18 protein-coding genes and 1 pseudogene are annotated in these 21982 nt (G+C 48.4%); 14 read left to right on the forward strand and 5 right to left on the reverse strand.

Annotated features, from left to right (window positions below):
* The first annotated feature begins 65 nt into the window (after positions 1–65).
* The 3 genes from ggt (at position 66) to ACOI06_RS00750 (ending at position 4625) form a co-directional block, all read left to right on the forward strand.
* On the forward strand, positions 66–1886 hold the full coding sequence (gene ggt / locus ACOI06_RS00740) for a gamma-glutamyltransferase (RefSeq protein WP_420660522.1): 1821 nt from the start codon (positions 66–68) through the stop codon (positions 1884–1886).
* 113 nt (positions 1887–1999) lie between these two features.
* The gene (locus ACOI06_RS00745) at positions 2000–2896 is read left to right on the forward strand and encodes a YicC/YloC family endoribonuclease (RefSeq protein WP_420660524.1); all 897 of its coding nucleotides are present in this window, start codon (positions 2000–2002) and stop codon (positions 2894–2896) included.
* A 361-nt stretch (positions 2897–3257) separates the two neighbouring features.
* Positions 3258–4625 (forward strand): ATP-binding protein, encoded by a 1368-nt coding sequence (locus ACOI06_RS00750; RefSeq protein WP_420660525.1) that lies wholly within the window; start codon positions 3258–3260, stop codon positions 4623–4625.
* Between the two features lie 94 nt (positions 4626–4719).
* On the opposite strand, the gene ACOI06_RS00755 is transcribed toward ACOI06_RS00750, so the two are convergent.
* Positions 4720–5475 carry an SDR family oxidoreductase gene (locus tag ACOI06_RS00755; RefSeq protein WP_420660527.1) on the reverse strand — a complete coding sequence of 252 codons (756 nt, stop codon included), beginning with the start codon at positions 5473–5475 and terminating at the stop codon, positions 4720–4722.
* Positions 5476–5561: 86 nt separating this feature from the next.
* On the opposite strand from ACOI06_RS00755, the gene gmk reads away from it, so the two are divergent.
* The 4 genes from gmk to ACOI06_RS00775 all read left to right on the forward strand — a co-directional run bounded on the left by gmk (position 5562) and on the right by ACOI06_RS00775 (position 10000).
* The gene (gene gmk / locus ACOI06_RS00760) at positions 5562–6185 is read left to right on the forward strand and encodes a guanylate kinase (RefSeq protein WP_420660528.1); all 624 of its coding nucleotides are present in this window, start codon (positions 5562–5564) and stop codon (positions 6183–6185) included.
* A gap of 143 nt (positions 6186–6328) precedes the next feature.
* Entirely contained in the window at positions 6329–6532 is a 204-nt protein-coding gene (rpoZ, locus tag ACOI06_RS00765; RefSeq protein WP_420660529.1) for a DNA-directed RNA polymerase subunit omega, read from the forward strand.
* A gap of 261 nt (positions 6533–6793) precedes the next feature.
* On the forward strand, positions 6794–8923 hold the full coding sequence (locus tag ACOI06_RS00770; protein WP_420660717.1) for a RelA/SpoT family protein: 2130 nt from the start codon (positions 6794–6796) through the stop codon (positions 8921–8923).
* 171 nt (positions 8924–9094) lie between these two features.
* Positions 9095–10000: a DMT family transporter gene (locus ACOI06_RS00775; protein WP_420660530.1), complete on the forward strand. Its 906-nt coding sequence runs from the start codon at positions 9095–9097 to the stop codon at positions 9998–10000.
* Between the two features lie 21 nt (positions 10001–10021).
* On the opposite strand, the gene ACOI06_RS00780 is transcribed toward ACOI06_RS00775, so the two are convergent.
* On the reverse strand, positions 10022–10717 hold the full coding sequence (locus tag ACOI06_RS00780; RefSeq protein WP_420660531.1) for an ABC transporter ATP-binding protein: 696 nt from the start codon (positions 10715–10717) through the stop codon (positions 10022–10024).
* Here ACOI06_RS00780 and ACOI06_RS00785 point away from each other — a divergent pair.
* A complete protein-coding gene (locus ACOI06_RS00785; protein ID WP_420660532.1) occupies positions 10716–11387 on the forward strand; it encodes an arylesterase in 672 nt (223 codons plus the stop codon). The genes ACOI06_RS00780 and ACOI06_RS00785 overlap by 2 nt on opposite strands.
* A gap of 111 nt (positions 11388–11498) precedes the next feature.
* On the opposite strand, the gene ACOI06_RS00790 is transcribed toward ACOI06_RS00785, so the two are convergent.
* On the reverse strand, positions 11499–13451 hold the full coding sequence (locus ACOI06_RS00790; RefSeq protein ID WP_420660533.1) for a SurA N-terminal domain-containing protein: 1953 nt from the start codon (positions 13449–13451) through the stop codon (positions 11499–11501).
* Positions 13452–13603: 152 nt separating this feature from the next.
* Entirely contained in the window at positions 13604–14332 is a 729-nt protein-coding gene (locus ACOI06_RS00795; protein ID WP_420660534.1) for a pseudouridine synthase, read from the reverse strand.
* Between the two features lie 99 nt (positions 14333–14431).
* Here ACOI06_RS00795 and ACOI06_RS00800 point away from each other — a divergent pair, with 99 nt between their 5' ends.
* The gene (locus ACOI06_RS00800; RefSeq protein WP_420660719.1) at positions 14432–14896 is read left to right on the forward strand and encodes a chorismate--pyruvate lyase family protein; all 465 of its coding nucleotides are present in this window, start codon (positions 14432–14434) and stop codon (positions 14894–14896) included.
* 97 nt (positions 14897–14993) lie between these two features.
* On the opposite strand, the pseudogene ACOI06_RS00805 reads toward ACOI06_RS00800, so the two are convergent.
* Positions 14994–15869, reverse strand: a pseudogene (locus ACOI06_RS00805) (LysR family transcriptional regulator); the annotation flags it as partial.
* Between the two features lie 146 nt (positions 15870–16015).
* Between ACOI06_RS00805 and ACOI06_RS00810 the strand changes: the two are divergent.
* The 5 genes from ACOI06_RS00810 (at position 16016) to ACOI06_RS00830 (ending at position 21974) form a co-directional block, all read left to right on the forward strand.
* Positions 16016–17656 carry a thiamine pyrophosphate-binding protein gene (locus ACOI06_RS00810; protein WP_420660535.1) on the forward strand — a complete coding sequence of 547 codons (1641 nt, stop codon included), beginning with the start codon at positions 16016–16018 and terminating at the stop codon, positions 17654–17656.
* Between the two features lie 67 nt (positions 17657–17723).
* Positions 17724–18269, forward strand: a complete 546-nt coding sequence (locus ACOI06_RS00815; protein WP_420660536.1) for a TRAP transporter small permease — start codon at positions 17724–17726, stop codon at positions 18267–18269.
* A gap of 3 nt (positions 18270–18272) precedes the next feature.
* Positions 18273–19556, forward strand: a complete 1284-nt coding sequence (locus ACOI06_RS00820) for a TRAP transporter large permease (protein ID WP_420660537.1) — start codon at positions 18273–18275, stop codon at positions 19554–19556.
* A 92-nt stretch (positions 19557–19648) separates the two neighbouring features.
* The gene (dctP, locus tag ACOI06_RS00825; RefSeq protein WP_420660538.1) at positions 19649–20704 is read left to right on the forward strand and encodes a TRAP transporter substrate-binding protein DctP; all 1056 of its coding nucleotides are present in this window, start codon (positions 19649–19651) and stop codon (positions 20702–20704) included.
* A 115-nt stretch (positions 20705–20819) separates the two neighbouring features.
* The gene (locus ACOI06_RS00830) at positions 20820–21974 is read left to right on the forward strand and encodes an alpha-hydroxy acid oxidase (protein ID WP_420660539.1); all 1155 of its coding nucleotides are present in this window, start codon (positions 20820–20822) and stop codon (positions 21972–21974) included.
* The last annotated feature ends 8 nt before the right edge of the window (positions 21975–21982 follow it).

Raw genomic sequence — 21982 nt, forward strand, 5'->3', positions numbered from 1 at the left:
ATCCTGTATCGAGGATGCGTCAACGACGTGTAGACAGAAGAACGTTTGGTTTTAGATATTTCTCCATGCAAAAACTCGCTGTCCTTGGTTTGGCGCTCAGTCTGAGTGTTTTGAATACGGGCGTTCTGGCAAGATCAACCGCGGATCAGGTGATTCCCAAGCCTCAGGCAGTTCTGAACTATCAAGATCGAGCCGCTATCTTTGAGCCCGTGCAAGCCCCCTATGGCATGGTGGCTAGTGATCATGTATTGGCTTCTGAGGTTGGTGCAGATATTTTGGCGCGCGGTGGGCAAGCTGTCGATGCTGCCGTGGCAACTGCTTTTACGCTGGCCGTTGTCCTTCCCTATGCGGGTAATCTGGGCGGTGGCGGGTTTGCCGTTTTATATCAACAGCAAACCAATGAGGCGCGTGCACTCGATTTTAGGGAAACGGCCCCTGATGAGGCGCATGAAACCATGTTTCTCGATACAGATGGCAATCCTGTGCCGGGCATGTCGATTCAGTCGACCGCTAGTATTGGTGTGCCAGGCAGTGTCGCAGGTCTCCTGACCTTGTTGGAAGAAGAAGGCACGATGACACGTGAACAGGTGATGTCTCAGGCCATTGCGTATGCGCGACACGGATTTAGAGTCACGCCGACGCTGGCCAGACTTTTGCGCAGTCATGAGAAGCATTTGTATAAATCAGCACCAAATCGATCCGTATTCTTTAAAAAACGTCAGCCTGAGGCAACATGTATCCTGATTGACTGCCCATTAGAGGCTTTGGAGCCTTTGCAGGTTGGAGATCTTTTAAAACAGCCTAATTTGGCGAAGACCTTGCAATCGATTGCAGACGATGGTGTTGACGGTTTCTATACCGGTGAAGTGGCGCAAGATATTGTGCAAACCGTCAATGAAGATGTGGGCGCCATGAGTCTGTCCGATTTGGCGAATTACCGCCCTGTCTGGCGAACGCCAATTCGGAGTGAATATCGAGGCATGGAGATCGTGAGCATGCCACCTCCGAGTTCAGGTGGTATTCATCTGGTGCAAATGCTCAACATGTTGTCACACTATCCGATTGCAGAGCATGGCTTTGGAAGTGCGATTAGTCTACATCTGCTCGCAGAAGTCGGTAAACGTGCCTATGCAGACCGAGCCCAATATCTGGGCGATCCGGATTTTACGAAGATTCCAGTGTCTTGGCTTGTCAGTCAAGACTATGCGCAAGAACGAATTGCCGATTTATCGTTGACGCAAGCCACATCCAGTGAGTCCATTGCAGCCGGTGAAGCACCTGAAGAAGGGACACAAACCACGCATTTATCGGTGACAGATCGATGGGGTAATTTGGTGAGCCTTACGACAACGCTGAATTTGAACTTTGGTTCGGGGTGGATGACGCAGCAAAGCGGGGTTTTGTTAAACAATGAAATGGATGACTTTTCTGTGAAAGCTGGTTTGGCCAATGCGTTTGGCCTCACAGGCAGTCAAGCCAATCGCATTGAGCCAGGTAAACGCCCCTTAAGCTCCATGACACCCACACTGGTTTTTAAAGATGGACAGCCCTGGTTGGCAACAGGTTCACCCGGTGGCGCACGGATTATTACGATTGTCTTGCAGCAAATCTTGAATATGGTGGATCATCGGATGAATTTGGCAACGTCAATCGCGGCACCCCGTATGCATCATCAATGGAAGCCTGATCGACTGTTTTTGGAGCCTGGCTATAGCCCTGATACGATTCATATTTTGCAGATGCTCGGTCAAAACGTTGAGGCTTCACGGGCTGCCGGTCGCGTGGAATCCGTAATTTTTACGCCTGAAATGGCACTGGGCTATTCAGATCCCCGAAGTGGTGATGGGGCTGCAATTGGACCATTAAGACTTAAAAAGAGCCGCTAAAGGCATTTTTGGCTTAGATAATCCGAATGCGATGAGTGGCTTAGAGGAAACGAAGACGCCAGCCTTTATAATCGCCCGTATTGAAAATGAAAATAAAGAATTGAGGTTATTAAATGCAAAGTATGACGGGGTTTGGCACGGGACGTGCGCAAGGCGATCCTGGTACTGTGACACTCGAAATTCGTAGTGTGAACAGCCGCTATCTGGATGTTTCATTCAGAATGCCTGAAGAACTTCGTTATGCAGAAATGAGCATGCGCGATCTCATCAGTCGTGCCATCAGACGGGGAAAAATTGAAGTTCGCGCAAGCTACGTACGTAGTGCTGAAAACGAAGCCCAGATGATCAGTCCATCCACGTTGGCTGCTGTGCGTGATACGTATCTCAATGCGCGTGAAACTTTACCTGAATTGCAAGCCCCGACGATGAGTGATTTATTGCAATGGCCTGACAACAACCGTGCACAAACAGATCCCCTCGCTTGGGTTGCCTTGTGCCAGCAAGCATGCCGCACCGCTTTGACTGAATTGCGAGCCAACCGGCTGCGTGAAGGTGAAAGATTGGCAGTTGTCATGCAAGGTCTTGCCCGACAAGTGGATGAGAAAGTCAGTGCGTTGACAGACCGTTTGCCAGAACTGATGGCCTTGCAACAAGATCGCCTTGCAACTCGCATGCGCGATGTGCTGGAGCAAGCGGCCCCTTTAAGTCAGATTAGTCCGTCCGAGCTGTCTGAACGCATCCATGCTGAAGCCAGTCTCTTCTCATTGCGTTCCGATGTGGCCGAAGAACTGGATCGTTTGCGTTCACATCTAGCTGAGCTAGAGGTGATTCTGGAAGATACGACTGATGCTGGTGGTCATGGAAAACGATTAGATTTTCTGCTGCAAGAAATGAATCGTGAAGCCAATACACTGGGTTCAAAAGCAGCCCATCTAGATATCACACGCACTGCCATGGATTTAAAGCTACTTGTTGAACAGTTGCGAGAGCAGATTCAGAATATTGAGTAAGGCACCCTCAACGCCTGGCTCATTCCTCTACAGAAGCGAACTTTTAACAACTAGTATTTAAGGACAAGCCGAAACCTTAGACCCCTGAGTGCTTTAGTGGGGCAATTTTCTGAACACTATCGGCCAAGCTCTTTCAAAACGCTGGATCATTGGTGATACCCAGCATAAATGCCAATTCGGCAACAGCGTAAACGCAACAACTTGCACGAACAGTCTTAGCGAACAAGCCTAATAGTTGGTTTGTTTTAGTCATTGATCTACACCTTCGTATTGACTGTCTTAGGATGTAGTTTTTATAAAACGATTTTTACGCTTTTATGCGCATAAAAATTGAAAATATTACACTTTTATGCGCATAAAAATGCAAAACAAAGTAAACTATCGGCTGATTAACGTTCTTAATAAGCAAGAAACAATGCAGCGCATCCTACTAAAGTCTCTGATGGTATGGAAAAACCAGTCGGTTCGTAAACCATTGTTGATCGATGGTGCTAGGCAAACAGGTAAAACGTACTTGTTGCAAGAGTTGTTTGGTCGCACATTTGCCAATGTTCTTCGTATCGACTTTTTAGAAAACCCCGCTTACAAAGAGGCGTTCGCTGGCTCACTTTCTCCAGATGATGTGTTGTTAAATCTTGAATTGCTCAGCAATCAGGCTTTTAACCCTGAAACTGATCTGCTAATTTTTGATGAAATTGGTGAATGTGAACGCGCCGTAACATCACTCAAATATTTTGCAGAAAAAACACCATCATATTTCGTTGCAGCCAGTGGCTCGAATATTGGATTGCTCAATACTTTCCCAGTTGGTAAGGTCGAGCAATACAATTTACGACCGCTCACATTTCAAGAGTTTATTTACGCCTCCAAGGAACAGGCGCTCATCAAAGCCTATGATGATCAGGCAAACACTCAGGTTGCACATACTCTGTTAATGGATAGGCTGACAGACTATTTTTTTACGGGAGGTATGCCAGAAGCTGTTAACGCTTGGTATCAGTACAAAGACTCGAGCATTTTAGAGCGTATCGAGAGAGTCTCTAAAATTCAAGCTGATTTAGTTGACGGGTATCGGCGTGATTTTGGTAAATACGCTGGTAAGGTGGATGCCACACTGATTGAATCAGTTTTTAATAGCATTCCATCACAGCTTTCACTTGTGTACGATGAGTCCGTTAAGCGTTTCAAATTTAAGAATGTGCACGAACGCAAATCTCGGTATAACGATTTCGAAACAGCCATTCACTGGCTCACTTGCTGCCGCTTAGCTTTGCCGAACTACCCGATTGAAGGACGACCAAAATCACCGCTAGCCGCTTATAAAAAAGAGAATATGGTCAAGCTATTCCTATTTGATGTGGGTCTGCTCAACCATATGCTGGGCAGTAGTTATTTAGAAATTAAACAGCAAGACTATGAATACAAAGGTTTTGTGGCAGAAAACTTTGTACAACAAGAACTGACGGCTATTGGTATTGACCCGAATTATTCATGGAGGGACGCTCGCGCTGAGATTGAATTCATTTTGGCGACCGATGAAGGCGACATTGTTCCTGTTGAAGTCAAAAGTGGGAAACGCACAAGAGCTCGATCGTTGGCTTCTTATATTGAAAAATGTGCACCCGTAAAAACCTTTAAATTAACCGGCACGCTAGGCTCATCTGCCCTTGAACAAACACATATCGTGATGCCTTTGTATTTTGCTCGATTTTTACCACAGAGGTGGTGAAGTGCTTGATGCTGTAAAGAGGTCTACACAAAATAACCTGATTGGTCACAATGTGTAGACCCGTTGTTCGATTGAATTCGCTTTGGCTAGATTGTTAGCCTCGACCCACAAATGGCATGTTGGTTGCCATGATGACCATGGATTGGACATTCGTTTCCAAAGGCCACTGTGCGATTTGAACAATGGCTTGTGCCACGTGTTCAACATCCATTCGAGGTTCGACTTTGGTTGAGCCGTCGGCTTGCAAGATACCTTTGGCCATACGGTCAGTCATTTCTGTCGCAGCATTGCCAATATCCAGTTGAGTGCAAGCAATGCCATAAGCCCGGGTATCAAGTGATATCGATTTGGTCAGACCGGCCACTGCATGCTTGGTGGATGTGTAGGCGATGGAATACGGTCGTGGTGCGTGGGCAGAAATTGATCCATTGTTAATAATGCGCCCACCCTGTGGTGTTTGTGCTTTCATGAGACGAATTGCGGCTTGTGCGCAATAAAACATGCCGTTTAAGTTGACATTGACGACATCTTGCCAAGTTTCAACGGGTAGATCCTCAATGGGAACTGCAGGTGCGCCCCGCCCTGCGTTGTTGAACAGGAGATCAAGTCGACCAAATTGTTGCTGAATCTGTTCAAACAACGCTTTGACCGCATTGGGATCTGTCACATCAGTTGGCATCACATGAAGCTGCTCACGTAATTCGGGGTGGATTTCACGGGTTTTTTCTAGGGTCTCTTGCTGTCGCCCAACGAGCACGACTTCCCACCCTGCTTTGGCCAATGCCAGAGCGCTTGCACGACCAATACCGGAGCCTGCGCCCGTGACCAATGCAACTTTTTGTTGTGACATGATTTTCCTCCTATGATGTGGTTCTTAAGCAGCTTTTGTGCTGATCTGCTATGCTTTGACGCCATTGTACGCAGCGAACTTCTCTTATGACTACTTCTGCCGGAAACGTTTATTTAATCACTGCACCCAGTGGCGCTGGTAAGTCCAGCTTGGTAAATGCCTTGCTTGCACGCGATGCAGGCTTGGCGCTATCAATCTCCTATACGACGCGTGCACCCCGCCCCGGTGAAACTGACGGTGAACACTATCACTTTGTGAGTGAAGCGCAGTTTTTTGAGATGCGTGATCAAAATGCGTTTCTGGAATGGGCGCAAGTCCATGACCATTTTTACGGAACCCCTAAAAAACCACTGGCCGATGCACTCGAGTTCGGTCGTGACATGATTTTGGAAATTGACTGGCAAGGTGCACGCCAAGTACGTCAGTTGCTTCCCGATGTGGTCGGTGTGTTTATTTTGCCGCCTTCACTCGAAGCGCTTGAAGATCGTTTACGCAATCGCGGACAAGATAGCGAGGCGGTGATTGCACGGCGTATGCAAAATGCGGGTGAAGAAATCCTGCATGCACCTGAATTTGAGTTTGTTGTCATCAATCAGGAATTCGATGTGGCTTTACAACAACTACAAGCCATCGTTCAAAGTCGACGTTTACGTTACGCACGTCAGAGTTTGCTGCATCGAACCTTATTCGAATCCTTCAAAATCCGTTGATTTTCCGCGGATTACGCGCTATAGCAGCCTATTAGCGGCTATGATAAAGGCGCAAGCGCATCTATTTATCAGATGGATCAGTTCATGACTGGTCCGCTTTGCGTTTTTTGTTACCCATTTATTTAACCTGAGTTAGGTACTTTATGGCACGTATTACTGTCGAAGACTGTTTAGAACAGATCCCCAATCGTTTCCAGCTGACGCTGGCTGCAACCTATCGTGCACGTGAACTGGCACAAGGTCATGAAGCCCGCTTGGATTCTAAAAACAAGCCCACCGTGGTTGCTTTGCGTGAGGTCGCAGCAGGCCTGACTGGTTTGGAAATGCTCAGAAAAGTTCCAACCTGAGTCTTCTGACTGACTTTATGAACGGACCGACGGATACTCAGCAGACTCTTCTCTGTTTCACAGAACAAGTGGACAACCTTCAGGTGGATTTTAGGTATGACACATTCTGAATCTTCTTTAAGAACTCAACCCAGCTTCCCTGAGGCGGGCTCCTTTGCGGGTCAAACTCAGTCAGTGTCTCCTGCCGCATCCGAACAGTCGAATGAATTCCAGTACGAAACCGTACAGAAGGAAGAATCTGCAGCCTTGGTGATTGCTGCAATGACCAACCTTCATAAAGTCGTCTCTGAATACTTATCACCCAAAGAAATCGAACAGGTTCGGGATGCGTTTCGTCTAGCCGATCAAGCACATCAAGGACAATTTCGTTCTAGTGGTGAGCCTTATATTACGCATCCGATTGCGGTGGCAGAAATTTGTGCTGGCTGGCAGCTTGATGTGGAAGCGATTATGGCCGCCCTACTCCATGACGTTATGGAAGATACGGGAGTCCCAAAATCCGAGCTCGCAGAACGTTTCAATCCAGATGTCGCTGAACTAGTCGATGGCTTATCGAAGTTAGATCGTCTCGGGTTCGAATCAAAAAGCCAGCAGCAAGCTGAAAGCTTTCGCAAGATGCTGTTGGCAATGTCGCGTGACTTGCGCGTGATTCTGGTTAAGCTTGCCGATCGTTTGCACAACATTCGCACGCTCGATGGCGTCAAACCAGACAAACAAAGACGCGTCGCTAGAGAAACACTCGATATTTATGCCCCGATTGCCAATCGGCTCGGTCTAAATCAAGTGTTTCGTGAACTGCAGGAACGCTGTTTTGCGGCGATTCATCCGAATCGTTTTCGGGTGTTACACAAAGCGGTTCTTGCAGCACGCGGCAATCGTCGGGAAGTGTTAACCAAAATTTTCGACAGCGTGAGCGCTGCCCTGCCCGCAGCTGGCATCGAAGCCAAGGTGATGGGGCGTGAAAAAACGCTCTTTGGTATCTATGACAAGATGAGTTCACAAAAAAAGAGCTTTTCAGAAGTCTTAGATATTTACGGTTTTCGGATTATTGTGCATACCCTGCCCGAGTGTTATTTGGCTCTGGGTATCATTCACCAGCTGTTTCGCCCGGTACCAGGCAAGTTCAAAGACTACATCGCCATTCCTAAAGTGAACGGTTATCAATCTTTGCACACCACGCTTGTGGGTCCTTTTGGAACGCCTATTGAGTTTCAGTTCCGCACAGTTGAGATGCACAATGTTGCTGAGCAAGGTGTCGCAGCTCACTGGATCTATAAAGCTAAGCATGAAACATTGAGTGACATTCAGAAGAAAACCCATTCTTCGTTGCAATCGTTACTCGACATTCAGAGTCAGACAGGTGACTCGAACGAATTTATTGAACACGTCAAGGTGGATCTCTTCCCTGACGCGGTCTACGTGATCACACCGGATACCGAAGTCGTATCTCTGCCACGCGGTGCGACGCTGATTGATTTTGCGTATTCAATCCACACTGATGTGGGGAATCGGGCCATGGCCAGTAAGATCAATGGCGAATATGTCCCACTCCACACCGAACTTAAAAGTGGTGACTCGGTCGAGATCATTACATCAGATGCGGCCAAACCTAGTACACAGTGGTTGAACTATGCCCGCACAGGCCGTGCGCGTTCTGAAATTCGTCATTATTTACGCACCATTCGTTACAAAGAATCGGTGCAGTTTGGTCAACGTTTGCTGACCCAAGCATTCTCTGGACTGTCGATTGACTATCCGGCTGATGATGATCCGACCTGGGACAAACTCGTCAAAGAAAGTGGCGCAAAATCTCGTGAAGAGATTCTGGCAGACATTGGTTTGGGTAAACGGTTGGCCGCTGTGGTTGCCAGACGTTTTGCCGCCGCACACCCACTGATTGCGACGACAGCTGCTGAAATTGACACCATGAGTGCGGCTAAAGCAGCCCCCATCCTGATTCAAGGTAATGAAGGTCAAGCCATTGTGTTGTCACGCTGCTGTGGTCCCATCCCTGGCGATGAAATCATCGCCAGCGTGCGAGCCGGTGCTGGTCTGATTGTGCACACTGCTGACTGTCCGGTAGCACGGCGTGCTAAAAATCGTGAACCAGAACGCTGGGTGGATGTTTCCTGGGATCAGAATACGGCCAAACACTTTGTGGTTCGGCTCGAAGTCATTGCACTCAATGAGCGCGGTGTGCTGGGACGAATTGCCGGTGAAATTGCCCAAGCCGACTCCAACATTGTTCAGGTCAACAGTCAGGATGATGCAGGTGAAACGTTGCTGATGTCGCTTTCCATTCAAGTCGAAGGCCGTAAACATCTGGCTAAAGTGTTTCGCACCGTGCGACGCATTCCACAAGTTCGCCGCATTGTCCGCGTCAAAGGTTAATCCGCCGATTTAAACCCGTCTCGGAGCGATGTATTTCGCTTCTGAGGCGTATGTGAGTTCCTCGGGTCTCAATATATACCCCCCCTCATCACAAAGAGCGTCGCGTGCGCGTATGATAGGCACACGCATTGACTAAGGTTTTATCCCGATTCGTTAACCAGGACGTCTTTTGTGAATAATCAACATCTCCCTATGCCCAACATGTTGCTGGGTTTGGTTTTGTTTTACAGCTCGATGTGGTCTTTATCCACCATGGATGCGAGTGGTAAATGGTTGCTGGGATTAGGGACACCATTAATTACGGTTGCCTGGATGCGTTATTTGGCGCATTTTGGCATTTTATGTGTTGTGGTGCTGCCTAAGCATGGCATTCAAATTCTACGCACCCAAGCGCCTCTATTTCAGTTCTTGCGTGCTTTTAGCATGCTGATCTCTACATTAACCGTCTTTACGGCATTGCATTATCTGCCACAAGCGCAAACAACAGCGATTGCCTTTCTAGCGCCACTGATCATGCTGGCATTAGCGCCTTGGGTACTTGGTGAGCAACAGCGTCTCGCTCGTTGGATTGCAGCCGTGATTGGGTTTGCCGGTGTATTGATCGTGATTCGACCGGGTGCTGGTTTGGATCCCATTGGCGTAATTTTTGCGTTGGCGACTGCTTTTTTCTTTGCAGTGCAACACTTGTTCAATCGCCGGGTGGCCGTGGATTCGGCTTACACCACGTTGATATGGAGTGGTTTATCCGGTGCCGTTGTCATGACTGTCACGTTGATCCTCACTTGGAAAGCCAGTGTCCCCGTGTTGTGGACCTTTAGTCCATTTCAATGGTTGGTCCTTGTTTCTATGGGGTTCACAGGCGCTTTAGGACATTTTTTACAAATCAAAGCCTATCAACATGCGCCGGCTTCATTTTTAGCGCCATTTATGTATTTGCAAATCACGGCTGCCAGCGCATTGGGTTGGTGGATCTGGGGAGATTTCCCTGATTTGATGACATGGGTCGGAATTGCTGTGATTATCTCGAGTGGGGTTGGAATTGCCTTCTATGAACGCTGGACGTTTAAAAATCGCTGATATGACTGCTGATATGGCCATTTAGTCAACTGAGATTGGGTCTGGTTTCTCGACCAATCGGCCATCCTGCATTTCCAATCGTCGAGCACACTGACTAGCCAAGTCCCGATCATGTGTGACTAGAATCAGTGTGGTGCCACGGGCGCGATGCATTTCAAACATGAGCTCGGTAATCCGTGCACCTGTGGATGCGTCTAATGCACCAGTGGGTTCATCGGCAAATAACAAATCAGGTTGTGTCATGAAAGCACGTGCCAAACTGACACGCTGCTGTTCACCGCCTGATAAAGTGGTTGGGTAGTGATGGAATCGATGCCCAAGCCCGACAGACTCTAGTAAAGCTTTGGCCTGCTTTTCATTGGTTCGGCCCATGAGTTCTAATGGCAGCATGACGTTTTCTAGGGCCGTTAGATTGGGTAGCAGGTGAAATGCTTGAAACACAAAACCGACGTGTTGGGCTCGAAATTGCGCGCGTTGATCTTCATTCATCGCAAACAAGTTTTGTCCGAGCAAAGAGACTTCGCCTGCACTGGGAACATCCAAGCCTGCTAGGAGTCCAAGTAAGGTCGATTTACCTGAGCCTGAGACGCCGACAATGGCAACTGATTCGCCGCGATTGACGTCAAAGTTGATTGAATCCAGAATACGCAGGTCTCCTTCTACGTCCTGAACCAATTTAGACAAACCCTTAACTCGAATAGCAAACTGTTCTGACATGAAATTACGGTCCTTTTTATTACACGGCGCAATGGCCATGTGTTTGAGTCTTTCAAGTGCGGGTTTCGTGAACGCACAGCTTGCGCAAGCCAGCCAAAATGTTCAAACACCGACTACCAACGCACAACACATTTTAGTGGTTGGAGACAGTTTGTCTGCAGCTTATGGCATTGAACGAGAACTTGGCTGGGTTGAGTTGCTTAAAAAACGCCTGCATACGATGAATCCACAGCATCAGGTGACCAATGCCAGTATCAGTGGCGATACCACAAGTGGTGGTGCGAGTCGTTTATCCGCTCTATTAGAGAACCATCAACCATCGATTGTGATCATTGAGCTAGGCGCCAATGATGCCCTACGGGGCTTACCTTTATCGATGAGCCAACAAAACCTGACCAAGATGATTGAGCAAGTACAACACGCATCCGCACAACCGGTCTTAATTGGGATGCAGATTCCACCCAATTACGGCCCAGCCTATACCAACGCCTTTAAAACGATGTTTGCAGATGTCGCACAAAACACTGGTGCGTCGTTTGTGCCTTTTTTATTGAAAGGCATTGAAATGGATCGCAACCTTTTTATTGAAGATGGCATTCACCCATCTGCGCAAGCACAACCCCAACTCCTAGAAAACGTTTGGGCGGTATTTGAGCCGCTATTGGATTAGCCGCTCGTCATCCATTTCCGTAATAGCAGAAGACATCAAAAAGCAAAAGGCCTGAGTTTGGATGTTAACTCAGGCCTTTTTGCAGACAATGCGAGAAATAAAAATTAAGTATTAGTCATTATCATTGGACTCAATCACAGCACGACCCTCAGGTGTGATTTTGGCACCAAATTGTTGACGCAAAATTTGCATCGCACTGGCCTCTTCCGCCTGTCCCAATGCCTGAGAGAACTGGGCTTGCAGTTGAGCGCGCTCTGAACTTTCAATTTGCAGATTGGGTTCAATGGCCAAAACGTCAACCAATGAATAGCCATTTGACGTTTCAACGCCAACGACACTGGGCACTTCATCTTGAGGAACAGCTAGGGCTGCGGACAGTTCAACTTCGCTCATATCCATCGCAGACACACGCGAGACGACTTGAGCCGATCTAAAGCCTAAAGCCTCACCACCTGCTTTGATGGCCTCATAGGCTTTCTCGCCCTCTTCTCGTGCCAGTTTGAGTGCGCGTTCTTGGGTCAGGGTGTCACGAATCAAATCTTGGACAATATCAAAGGACGGGATATGCGCTGGCTTCAAATCGGTGACGCGCAAAGCAATCATCGTATCAGCTGAAAGTTCAATAGCACCTGAGTTTTGGCCTGACTTTAAAACCTCTTCAGAAAACGCCGTTTGGCGCACACGCGGATGCTCAAGTAAAGCACTGACATCGGCTGTCATGGGCACTTCACGGTGCATCAAGGCATCGGATAAAACACCATCACGACTTAGACCATCGGCTTTTTGCAAGGTCAATCCCAATTGCTGCGCAATCGGTTCGAGTGCTTCAGGCTGGTCATAGACCATGGCTGTGAGTTGATTGCTCAGATCGGCAAACCGGGCTGAGGCCAATTGCATTTTGATTTGACTTTCGATGTCATCGCGAACCTGCTCGAGTGGTTTGACTGAAGCGGGCTGAATACCCGTAACCAGAATCAGGTGATAGCCAAACGGACTTTCGATGATGTCACTAATGGCGTTTTCATCTAAAGCAAAGACAGCGTTTTCAACTTCAGGCACCAGGGTGTCTTTGCCAATCCAACCCAAATCACCACCTTGGCTGGCAGAGCCTGGGTCTTTTGAGCGCTCTTTAGCGATGTCCGCAAAAGCATCAGGTTGTGCACGCACATCAGTCAAAGCTTGTTCAGCGTTGGCCTTGGCTTCTTGACGTGCTTCGTCACTTGCACCGGGTGGGACATCAAACAGAATGTGACTGACACGACGACGCTCGGCTTGACCGTAACGGGATTGATTCTGACCATAGAAAGACTGAATCTGATCGTCGGTGACGGTTACACCTTGGGTGGCAGCGTCTTCATCGAGTACGACATATTCAATGCTAACGCTGTCAGGCACCTCTAAAGATTTGGCATGGCTGTCATACCAAGCTTTGAGATCTGCTTCGCTGAGATCGACTTGATCCAGGTAAGCATCAGCTAAAAAGCGTCGAGTGGCCACATTGCGTTGTTCTGTCAACGCATTGAGTATGCCGTCCATCACTACTGTGGGGATTTGTGCTGTAGAGCCAATAGGCGTTAAGACTTGCGACAAAATCATATCTGAGCGCAATTGCTGCTCAAAATCATCGGGTGTCATGCCTTGTGCCGCTAAAACCTCGCGGTAGCGATCGGGAGAAAACTGACCGTCAACCTGTAAGACGGGTACGTCGGCAATGGTTTGGCGCAACATCTCGTTTGAAACACTATAACGGCCTGCCATGGCAGCAGCGACCAGTACACGTTGGTCAATCATTTGATTCAGCAGATTCTCACGAAACGCAGGTGTATCAATGGCCTGCGCATCAAACTGTGGGCCCAATTGCATGCGCATGGACTCGAGTTGAGCGCGTCTGGCCTGATCAAACTCAGGCAAGGTGATCGAACGATCATTCACAACAGCCAGTTCTTTTTCATCGGACATAAAGCTCATATAGCCTTCAAGGCCAAAGAAAGCAAAAGCCGGCACAATCAGAATCAGCAAAATAAACTGCATCCAGCGGCGGTGATTACGTATTAAATCAAACATGTTTTAGGTGCTCGTAAACCCTGATCAAATTTGGGATTGAGTGTAACACTGACACTCTGAAATCGTAGGCGTAATCGCTGACTTTACACCTATTTGCAGTCAATATGAACGAATTTTTAGCTGACTTTAAAGATCAACTCATCGCCTTTGCTTCAAAATCGTTCATCAGCTCGTAAAAAACGCCAAGTGCCCGGTGCCAATTCACCGAGCTTCACTTTGCCTACACGAACCCGTTTCAAGCCAATGACTTTAAGTCCGACGAGTTCACACATGCGACGGATTTGGCGCTTGCGCCCTTCTTTAAGCCTAAATAACAATTGATCGTTATTGAGCCAACGAACATTGGCAGGTTTAAGTGTTTGCCCGTCTAATTTGAGACCGTGATTCAGCAGAGCCAGTCCATTGGGGATGAGTTTGCCACTGACTCGAACCAGGTACTCTTTTTCAATATCACTGTCTTGGCCAATGAGCTGTCGAGCAATTCGACCGTCTTGTGTGAGCACCAAGAGACCTGTGGAATCGATGTCGAGTCGACCAGCCACGGCTAAGCCATGGCGCATCGTGGGCTTGAAACGCACACCACTGCGATCTAAAGGCGATTGGTTAGATGGCTTGATCAAGGTGATCGCGGGTTGATAACCATCTTCGGCTTGGCTGGATACAATCCCCATCGGTTTATGCAATAAAATGGTGACCCGATTTTGTTGGGTTTTTTGAGCCTGACCTTTCAGAACCAATTTTTGATGCGGCCATGCTTTGTCGCCCACTTGGGCAACTTCACCATCGACTGTCACCAGTCCCTGAGCCAGATAGAGGTCAGCTTCACGTCGTGAACACAAACCTTGTTGGGCTAGAAGTTTAGAGATACGCATTTTTTCCATAGGCTGCGATAATACGCCACTATGATGCCTTTTCTCAAAACGACCGGCTGGCAAGAACAGCCTTTTCCGAGTTGCTCCTCCATTCAAACGGCGTGGCTCATGCGCCCTGGTGCCCTAACCACGGGTTTACGTACGTTGGGTCAGTTCCATTTGCGCGTGGTGTTTGAAGGAATCGAGTCACCACGCTTGGAAGATCGCGCCCTCTTTGGTGATGGTCCAGTTTGGAACCGTGAAGTGCTGATGTCGATTAACAATCGACCCTGTGTGCTGGCTCGAAGCCTGACGCCTTTACGTGCATCCCATGGTTGTTGGCAAGGGATTCGCCGCTTAAGCAGCCGCCCTCTAGCTGATATTTTGTATCAAGATCCACAAATCGTACGTAGCCGCTTTGAAATTAGTCGCATTGGGCGTCATCACGGTTTGTTTCAGAGTCTGCAACGCAGTGGGCTTGAACTGAATCTGGACTGTGCGCTTTTGGCGCGCCGGTCTGTGTTTTGGCGCCAACATCAGCCTCTGATGGTGTCAGAGTGCTTTTTGCCTGATTTCTGGTCGATGGTGCTTTAGTCTGTGCAAGTTCAGTGGATAAAGTGACTCGCATCTGTGCCAATATTCCTTGCTCATCCATCTCTTGAAATAAAGTATAAATCTCTTGTTCAAGCACTCGAACTGCGGATGTCATTGGGCGATGGGCTGCTTTAATCAAAATCAATCGAGTACTGACTTCTGGTGAGATTAATCGGCGAACTAATAATTGTTTCTCGATGTCTTTGCCTGCAAATGCGGGACGTGCCAGCACACCGTGAACCTGTCCTTGAGCGACTAGTTCTAAAAGTAGCGGCAAATAATCCATCTCCTGCACAATCTCTAACGTGATTCCGATCTGTGAGGCTGCAGTTTCTAGGGTGCGTCGCAAGCCGTGATTGCCACTCGGTAAAATGAGTGGCAACTGCCTAAGCTCATTTAATTTAATCAATATCTCAGAGTCTTTAGCCTGATTTTGCGAAGCTTTAGACACAGGTGTTTGGCCACTGGAAATCAGATACAACCCCATGTCAGCCAAGTGTTGAGCTGCAAAATATTGACTGCGACGTGCATCATGCAAAATGGCCAAATCCACGCGAGCATCGACCAACCATTCGTGCACATAACCGCTATAGCCTGACACCACATTGAGCTCGATCTTTGGGTATCTTTCGCGTATTCGGCGCAATAACGACATCCCAATCAATGAAGCAACCGTGGGGGTGAGCCCTAGGGTAATTTTTCCGGCAGGTTGATCGGCAAGTTTTTTCTGGGCAGCCATGACATCGGTCACAGCGAGCAGAAGCGGTCTCATCTTGTCTAGAAAAGCTTCGCCTTCCGGTGTCAAAGAAACACCACGACCGTGGCGATATAGCAACCGTGTGCCACATTCTTTTTCCAAGCTCTGTATTTGGCGGCTTAATGAAGGCTGCGTGATGCCAAGCACCGCAGCTGCTCTAGACAGACTTTTGGTTTGTGCCACATGAATCAGATAATGCACTCGCGTTAAATCCATGCCGAGTGACTCCGTTGACTTGGTTAAATACTTTCACTGTTCTGTTATGCAATTAAATACTAACTGATATACAAAGAAAGTATTGAAACAGACGGGCTCAAGACGCAAAATGACTCTCATTCATTGTTCAGATTCTGGAAATTATCGTGCAAACCTCTTCTCATGCTCTGATGTCCGTCCTTGCAGCCAATGGCGTTGACCGTGTGTTTTTAGTGCCCGGAGAAAGCTATCTCGGCATTTTAGATGCACTCAATGAGTTTCCTCAGATTGACGTGGTGACCTGCCGCCACGAATCTGGTGCTGGGTTTATGGCGTGTGCCGATGGTCGTCTAACACGTCGTCCCGGCGTGTTTATGGTCAGTCGTGGCCCAGGTGCTACCAACGCCGCGATTGCTGTACACACTGCACAACAAGATGCGGTGCCTTTGATCATGATTGTGGGTCAGGTCCCTAAATCACATTTGCGCAAAGAAGCTTTCCAGGAAATTGATTACGGTCATATGTTTGGCCGAATTGCCAAATGGGTTGTTGAAGTCACCGATCCCGCTGAATTGGCGACCGCTACATTTAGAGCCATGCGAGTCGCGACCAGTGGTACGCCAGGTCCAGTCGTGATTGTCGTACCCGAAGATATTCAGCAACAGACGGTTGAGATTCCTGAATGGACATGTCCAGAGCCAGTTGCCACGACGCTGACTGAAGCCTCACATCAAACCCTAACTTCGCAAATTCAAAACGCAAAAAAACCGCTCATCATTGCCGGTGGCATGATGGATCAGCCCGGTGGTCGTGAAGCCTTGTTAGCCTTTGCGGAGCAGTGGCAAATTCCAGTGGCTGTCGCCTTTCGTCAGCAGGATTTGTTCCCCAATGAGCACCCTCTTTATGTGGGCGATTTGGGATTGGCCAATCCTCAGAACCAAATGGACGCATTTCACGAAAGCGACTTGATTATTGCGTTAGGCACTTTGTTAGATGACATCACCACACAGGGGTACACCTTCCCCAACCATCCTTGGCCACAACAAATACTGATTCATTGCTACCCAGACCCCGACGTCGTTGGTGCACAATTCAACGCACAGTTTGGCATTGTGGCCAATCCTGTCACGATTGCACAAAACTTGACACCTGCTCAGGCAGAGCCCGCCAATGCAACGCGTACAAACTGGATTGCTCGATTAAAAGGTCTGTATCAACAATACGCAGCCTGGCCTGATTTCACGGCACAGAATAAGTCGCAAGAGACAAAGCAAGAAGGTGTCCCTTTTGCGCAAGTGGTTCAAGCACTTAAACGTTTGGCCCCGTCGGACGCCATCATTGCCTTGGATGCTGGCACGTTTGCTGCACCGGTCTACCGTCATTTTGAGTTTCAGCCACCGCAACGTTTGATGGCACCACTCGTAGGTGCCATGGGCTACGGCACGCCAGCAGCATTGGCCAGTCAGCTACGTTTCCCAGATCGCAAAATCATCGGCATGGCCGGTGACGGTGGGTTTTTAATGACTGGCAATGAAATCATTTTGGCGTGCGAGCGCAAATTACCCATTCTGATGATTGTGTCAGACAACCAGTGCTATGCCTCGATCCGGATTCACCAGCTCCAAGAGTATCCAGGCCGTGATTGCCTAGGTACGGGCTTGTTCAATCCAGACTTTATTCAAGTGGCTAAAGGCTACGGCTTAGAGACACGTCGGATTGCCTGTGAGTCAGAAATTGAAGCAATCCTGAAAGAAGGTCTGGCCTATGAGGGTCCGATGCTCATTGAAGTGGCCTCACTCGCACCTTGATTCACAAATTTGTAGTCTGTTGTATGGGCACTGCGGTGCCCACTGAATGACTGAACTGGAGTTGTCTATGCATGCTCTCGAAAGACTGATTCTATTTTTCGAACGCATCTTTAATGCTTTAGCCGCGGTTTGCATGTTTGCCATCATGTTGATTGTGGGTCTTGATGTGGTGTTGCGTTACGCCTTTCATGCGCCGCTGATCTGGGCCTACGACTTGGTCAGCCTTTACTTCATGGTGGCTGTTTTCTTCTTTGCTGTTTCAGGAACCTATGGCGCCAATAAACATATTTCACTGGATATTTTAATTCAGAGATTTAGCCCGCTTGGTCAACGATGGGCTGAAGTTTTTACGTCTGCCATCAGCTTGGTGCTGTTCTCTCTGATTACGTATGTCGGTGTGGAGCGAGCCTGGAATGCATTCGTGCAAGGTGATGCTACGGCAGGCCTTGTATCGTTTCCAACTTGGATCCCGGCGGCCATTGTGCCTTTGGGCGTTGGTCTTTTGGTATTGCGACTGTTTTTTCGGTTTATTGGACAACTAGCCAGCATTCTCACGGGTCGTGACATCGTACAAAACATAGCGGCTTCACACGAACCCGGCGGGGAGATTTAAACCATGATTGCGATCACATTAACTGTTTTATTGTTGGTTCTCATGGTGCTGGGTGTGCCGGTTGGTTTTGCGATGGGCATTATCGGCGCCATTGGTCTACTGATCGTGGGCGACTGGGACATCATGATGGGCATTCTGGAAACCGTGCCTTTGTCAACGGTGAACTCCTATGAGCTCATTACCATTCCCATGTTTTTACTCATGGCTGAACTGGTCTTAAAAAGCGGTATTGCGGACGATTTGTTTGAGGCAGCCGCCGCCTGGTTTGGTAGTGTCCGTGGTGGTCTGGGTATGGCTACCTCAGTTGCTGGTGCAGGTTTCGGTGCGATTTGTGGCACAAGTACAGCAGCTGCTGCGACTTTGTCTGCCACGAGTTTGCCTGCCATGATCAAACACGGCTATGAACCCAAAATGGCCGCAGGCGTTGTGGCCATTTCAGGCACGCTGGCGATGTTAATACCTCCTAGCGTGATTCTCATCATTTATGGGCTGCTAGCCGAAGCCAATATTGGACGACTCTTGATTGCCGGGATTTTTCCTGGACTCTTGATTTGTCTGACAATCATTGTGACGGTTTATATCCTGGCGACTTTGGACCCCAAAGCGGCACCGACCACAGAGCCTAAATCCTGGGCTTACAAGTTCAAATTGCTCAAAGTTGTGGGTCCCATGTTAGTCCTGATTCTGATGGTGACGGGTGTGATTTACAGTGGCATTGCCACACCCACGGAAGCGTCTGCACTGGGCGCCTTTGGTGCATTGTTAATCACATTAATGCGTAAACGTGCTTCACCACGTGATCTTTTCGATGCCACACTGCGTGCAACGCAAGGCACCTGCATGATCGCCATGATTTTGTTGGGCGCCCATGTGTTTGGTTACTTCTTTACCTTGACGGGTGTCACACAAGATTTGGTCGGTTGGGTGAGTTCGTTGGATGCGCAGCCCTGGATGATTATGGCCGCCATCTTCCTCATGTATGTGATTCTTGGCGCTTTTATGGATCAGATCGCAATTCTGGTTCTGACAATCCCCGTGGTTCTACCTGTGGTTGTGACACTGGGGTACGACCCAATCTGGTTTGGCGTGTTGGTGATTGTGATTGCAGAGATTGGTTTACTCACACCACCGATGGGGTTGAATTGTTTTGTGGTGGCGTTTTATGCAAAACGCCCCGTGACAGAAGTCTTTGGTGGAATCTGGCCACACGTGCTGGCTCATTTTGTCGCCATCGGACTCATGATGGCGTTTCCGCAAATTGTGCTGTGGTTGCCGTCACTGATGTAAGCCTTAGGCATTGATTCTTCAAAAACCTAAAAACCTAAAACTAAGCAGCTTTTAAATTGTCGTTAATGACCTGTCCTTTGAGGAGATTCAAAATGAAAAAACAAGTCCTTCGTACCCTGACAGCCAGCCTGGCTACAGCGTTTACGCTGGGTGCTGGTCTGAGTGTCGCGCACGCAAAACCAGTCACATTGCGTGTGGCTGATATTTTGCCCAATGGTAGCTTTATCTATAACTTATCAACCAAGCCATTCATGGATGAGGTTGAAAAGCGCACCAACGGGGAAGTGACCTTTAAATACTTTCCAGGTCAGCAATTGGGTAAAGCCGCGGACATGCTCAAACTCACACAATCCGGTGTGACTGACATTGGTTATGTCGGACCGTCCTACTTGAAAGACAAAATGCCCTTGTCGGCCGTCTTGGAGCTGCCCGGTGCTTTCTCAAACAACTCATGTGAAGGTTTTGTGGCACTTTGGAACATGACGCATGATGGTGGTTTTCTGCAAAAACAAGAGTGGGATGCACAAGGAGTGATCCCGGTGTTGGTGTTGATGACACGTCACCATATCTTTGTCTCCAAAGACAAAGATATCAATACCATGGCTGATCTTGAAGGCCTGAAAATGCGCTCAGCTGGCGGTGCCATGGCCCGTACCCAAAGTGAAATGGGCATGGTCCCCGTTGATCTTTCGGCACCAGAAACCTACGAAAGCATGTCTCGTGGCACGGTTGACGGCACATTCTGGCCTGCACAAAGCTTGTTTGACTATGGTCTAGACGATCTGGTGAAAACTGGCAGCAACAAAGACCACGTCGCAGGGATTGTGTTGACCTATTCCATTAGCAAAAAAGCTTGGGATAAACTCACACCTGAACAGCAAAAAGTGATTATGGAAGTGGGTAAGGAAGTTTCGTCCACGAGCTGCAAAAACTTTGATGAAACTGAGCAAAACGCATTGAAGAGAATTCAGGACAAAGGCGTCAAAACATTGGCCTTTAGCGATGAAGATCAGAAAAAAATGTACGAAGCCTATGATCGTTCAGCACAAGCTTGGGCTAAATCATTGGATGATCGTGGTCGCCCGGGCTCTGAAGCGTTGAAAGCCATGCGTGAAGCGGTTGAGCAGGCGAAAAAAGAAATCCAGTAACACGTTGATCTAGCAGCTTGTGAATGGGTCGCCCCATCACGTCGAACAGGGGTTTGTTTGAAGCGATGGCGGCGATTGATTCCAATTTTTGATGTTTTTAAATGAAAACAAATTCATGAGCATATTCTCTTTACGTCGCGTTCAGAATATCGAAAACTTACGTCAACTGGCACGACGTCGGTTACCGCGTGCAGTATTTGATTTTTATGATGGTGGCGCTGAAGATGAATTGACGATGAAGTTCAATCGTCAAGCATTTGATGAAATTCAGTTCATTCCTAGATTGTTACGAAATGTCTCTGAAATTGATTTGGAAATAAATTTGTTTGGCAGTCCTTGTGCCCTACCCATGATGGTGGGTCCAACTGGGGCACCTGGATTTGGTTGGCCACGTGCGGAAATTCCATTGGCGCGCGCCTGTGCCAAGTTTGGTATTCCGTTTACGTTGTCGACCTCAGCCACAGTGTCAATCGAGGAGCTCGCACAAGAAGCACCCGGTCGACTCTGGTTTCAGGCTTATGTGTTTCGCGATAAGCCGTTTTTAAAGAAACTAATTACCCGTGCTAAAACCGCCCAATATGAAACTTTGGTGATCACAGTCGACATGCCGGTCGGGGGAAAACGTGAAAGGGATTTCCGAAATGATTTCGGATTACCCTTTCGCTACACTGTGCGCAATACATTAGATTTTGCGCGTCATCCAGGGTGGGTTTGGCAACAGCTGACAAATGGTTTACCTGAAATGGCGAACTTGCGAGATTTTGTGCCACAAGCAGCGAACTTAAATCAAGTGGCCTCGTCAGTCGGTAAGAGTTATGATCCCGCGCTCGATTGGGATGAGTTAAAGCGATTGCGAGATTTATGGCCTGGGTGCTTTATCGTCAAAGGTCTGCTGCATCCAGACGACGCAAGACAGGCTAAAGCCATTGGTTGTGATGCCATTATGGTGTCCAACCATGGCGGACGCCAGTTAGACGGGGCAATCTCGGCGTTAGATGCATTGCCCGCGATTCGTGAAGCGGTTGGGGAACACTTCACATTGATTCTGGATAGCGGGATTCGACGAGGCCGTGATGTGATGGCGTCTTTGGCCAGTGGCGCTGATCTGGTTCTTTTGGGGCGCGCCACACTATACGGTGTGTGCGCAGCCGGCCAGGCCGGTGCAGAAAAAGCCCTTGAAATCCTAAGCGATGAGTTACAGCGCACGATGCGTTTAAGTGGGGTCACAACACTTGAAGAAATTGGCCCCGAATTACTTCATCGCCGCTAATCCTTAGA

This window comes from Orrella sp. 11846, assembly GCF_048820935.1.
Lineage (GTDB): Bacteria > Pseudomonadota > Gammaproteobacteria > Burkholderiales > Burkholderiaceae_B > Algicoccus.

Bases quoted from the DNA above. Each gene is read 5' to 3' on its own strand.
- dctP (WP_420660538.1), top strand. From the start codon at position 19,649: ATGAAAAAACAAGTCCTTCGTACCCTGACAGCCAGCCTGGCTACAGCG.
- ACOI06_RS00755 (WP_420660527.1), bottom strand. From the start codon at position 5,475: ATGTCACAACAAAAAGTTGCATTGGTCACGGGCGCAGGCTCCGGTATT.
- ACOI06_RS00815 (WP_420660536.1), top strand. From the start codon at position 17,724: ATGCATGCTCTCGAAAGACTGATTCTATTTTTCGAACGCATCTTTAAT.
- gmk (WP_420660528.1), top strand. From the start codon at position 5,562: ATGACTACTTCTGCCGGAAACGTTTATTTAATCACTGCACCCAGTGGC.
- ACOI06_RS00795 (WP_420660534.1), bottom strand. From the start codon at position 14,332: ATGGAAAAAATGCGTATCTCTAAACTTCTAGCCCAACAAGGTTTGTGT.
- ACOI06_RS00790 (WP_420660533.1), bottom strand. From the start codon at position 13,451: ATGTTTGATTTAATACGTAATCACCGCCGCTGGATGCAGTTTATTTTG.
- ggt (WP_420660522.1), top strand. From the start codon at position 66: ATGCAAAAACTCGCTGTCCTTGGTTTGGCGCTCAGTCTGAGTGTTTTG.
- ACOI06_RS00750 (WP_420660525.1), top strand. From the start codon at position 3,258: ATGCAAAACAAAGTAAACTATCGGCTGATTAACGTTCTTAATAAGCAA.
- rpoZ (WP_420660529.1), top strand. From the start codon at position 6,329: ATGGCACGTATTACTGTCGAAGACTGTTTAGAACAGATCCCCAATCGT.
- ACOI06_RS00800 (WP_420660719.1), top strand. From the start codon at position 14,432: ATGCGCCCTGGTGCCCTAACCACGGGTTTACGTACGTTGGGTCAGTTC.
- ACOI06_RS00780 (WP_420660531.1), bottom strand. From the start codon at position 10,717: ATGTCAGAACAGTTTGCTATTCGAGTTAAGGGTTTGTCTAAATTGGTT.
- ACOI06_RS00770 (WP_420660717.1), top strand. From the start codon at position 6,794: ATGACCAACCTTCATAAAGTCGTCTCTGAATACTTATCACCCAAAGAA.
- ACOI06_RS00830 (WP_420660539.1), top strand. From the start codon at position 20,820: ATGAGCATATTCTCTTTACGTCGCGTTCAGAATATCGAAAACTTACGT.
- ACOI06_RS00820 (WP_420660537.1), top strand. From the start codon at position 18,273: ATGATTGCGATCACATTAACTGTTTTATTGTTGGTTCTCATGGTGCTG.
- ACOI06_RS00745 (WP_420660524.1), top strand. From the start codon at position 2,000: ATGCAAAGTATGACGGGGTTTGGCACGGGACGTGCGCAAGGCGATCCT.
- ACOI06_RS00785 (WP_420660532.1), top strand. From the start codon at position 10,716: ATGAAATTACGGTCCTTTTTATTACACGGCGCAATGGCCATGTGTTTG.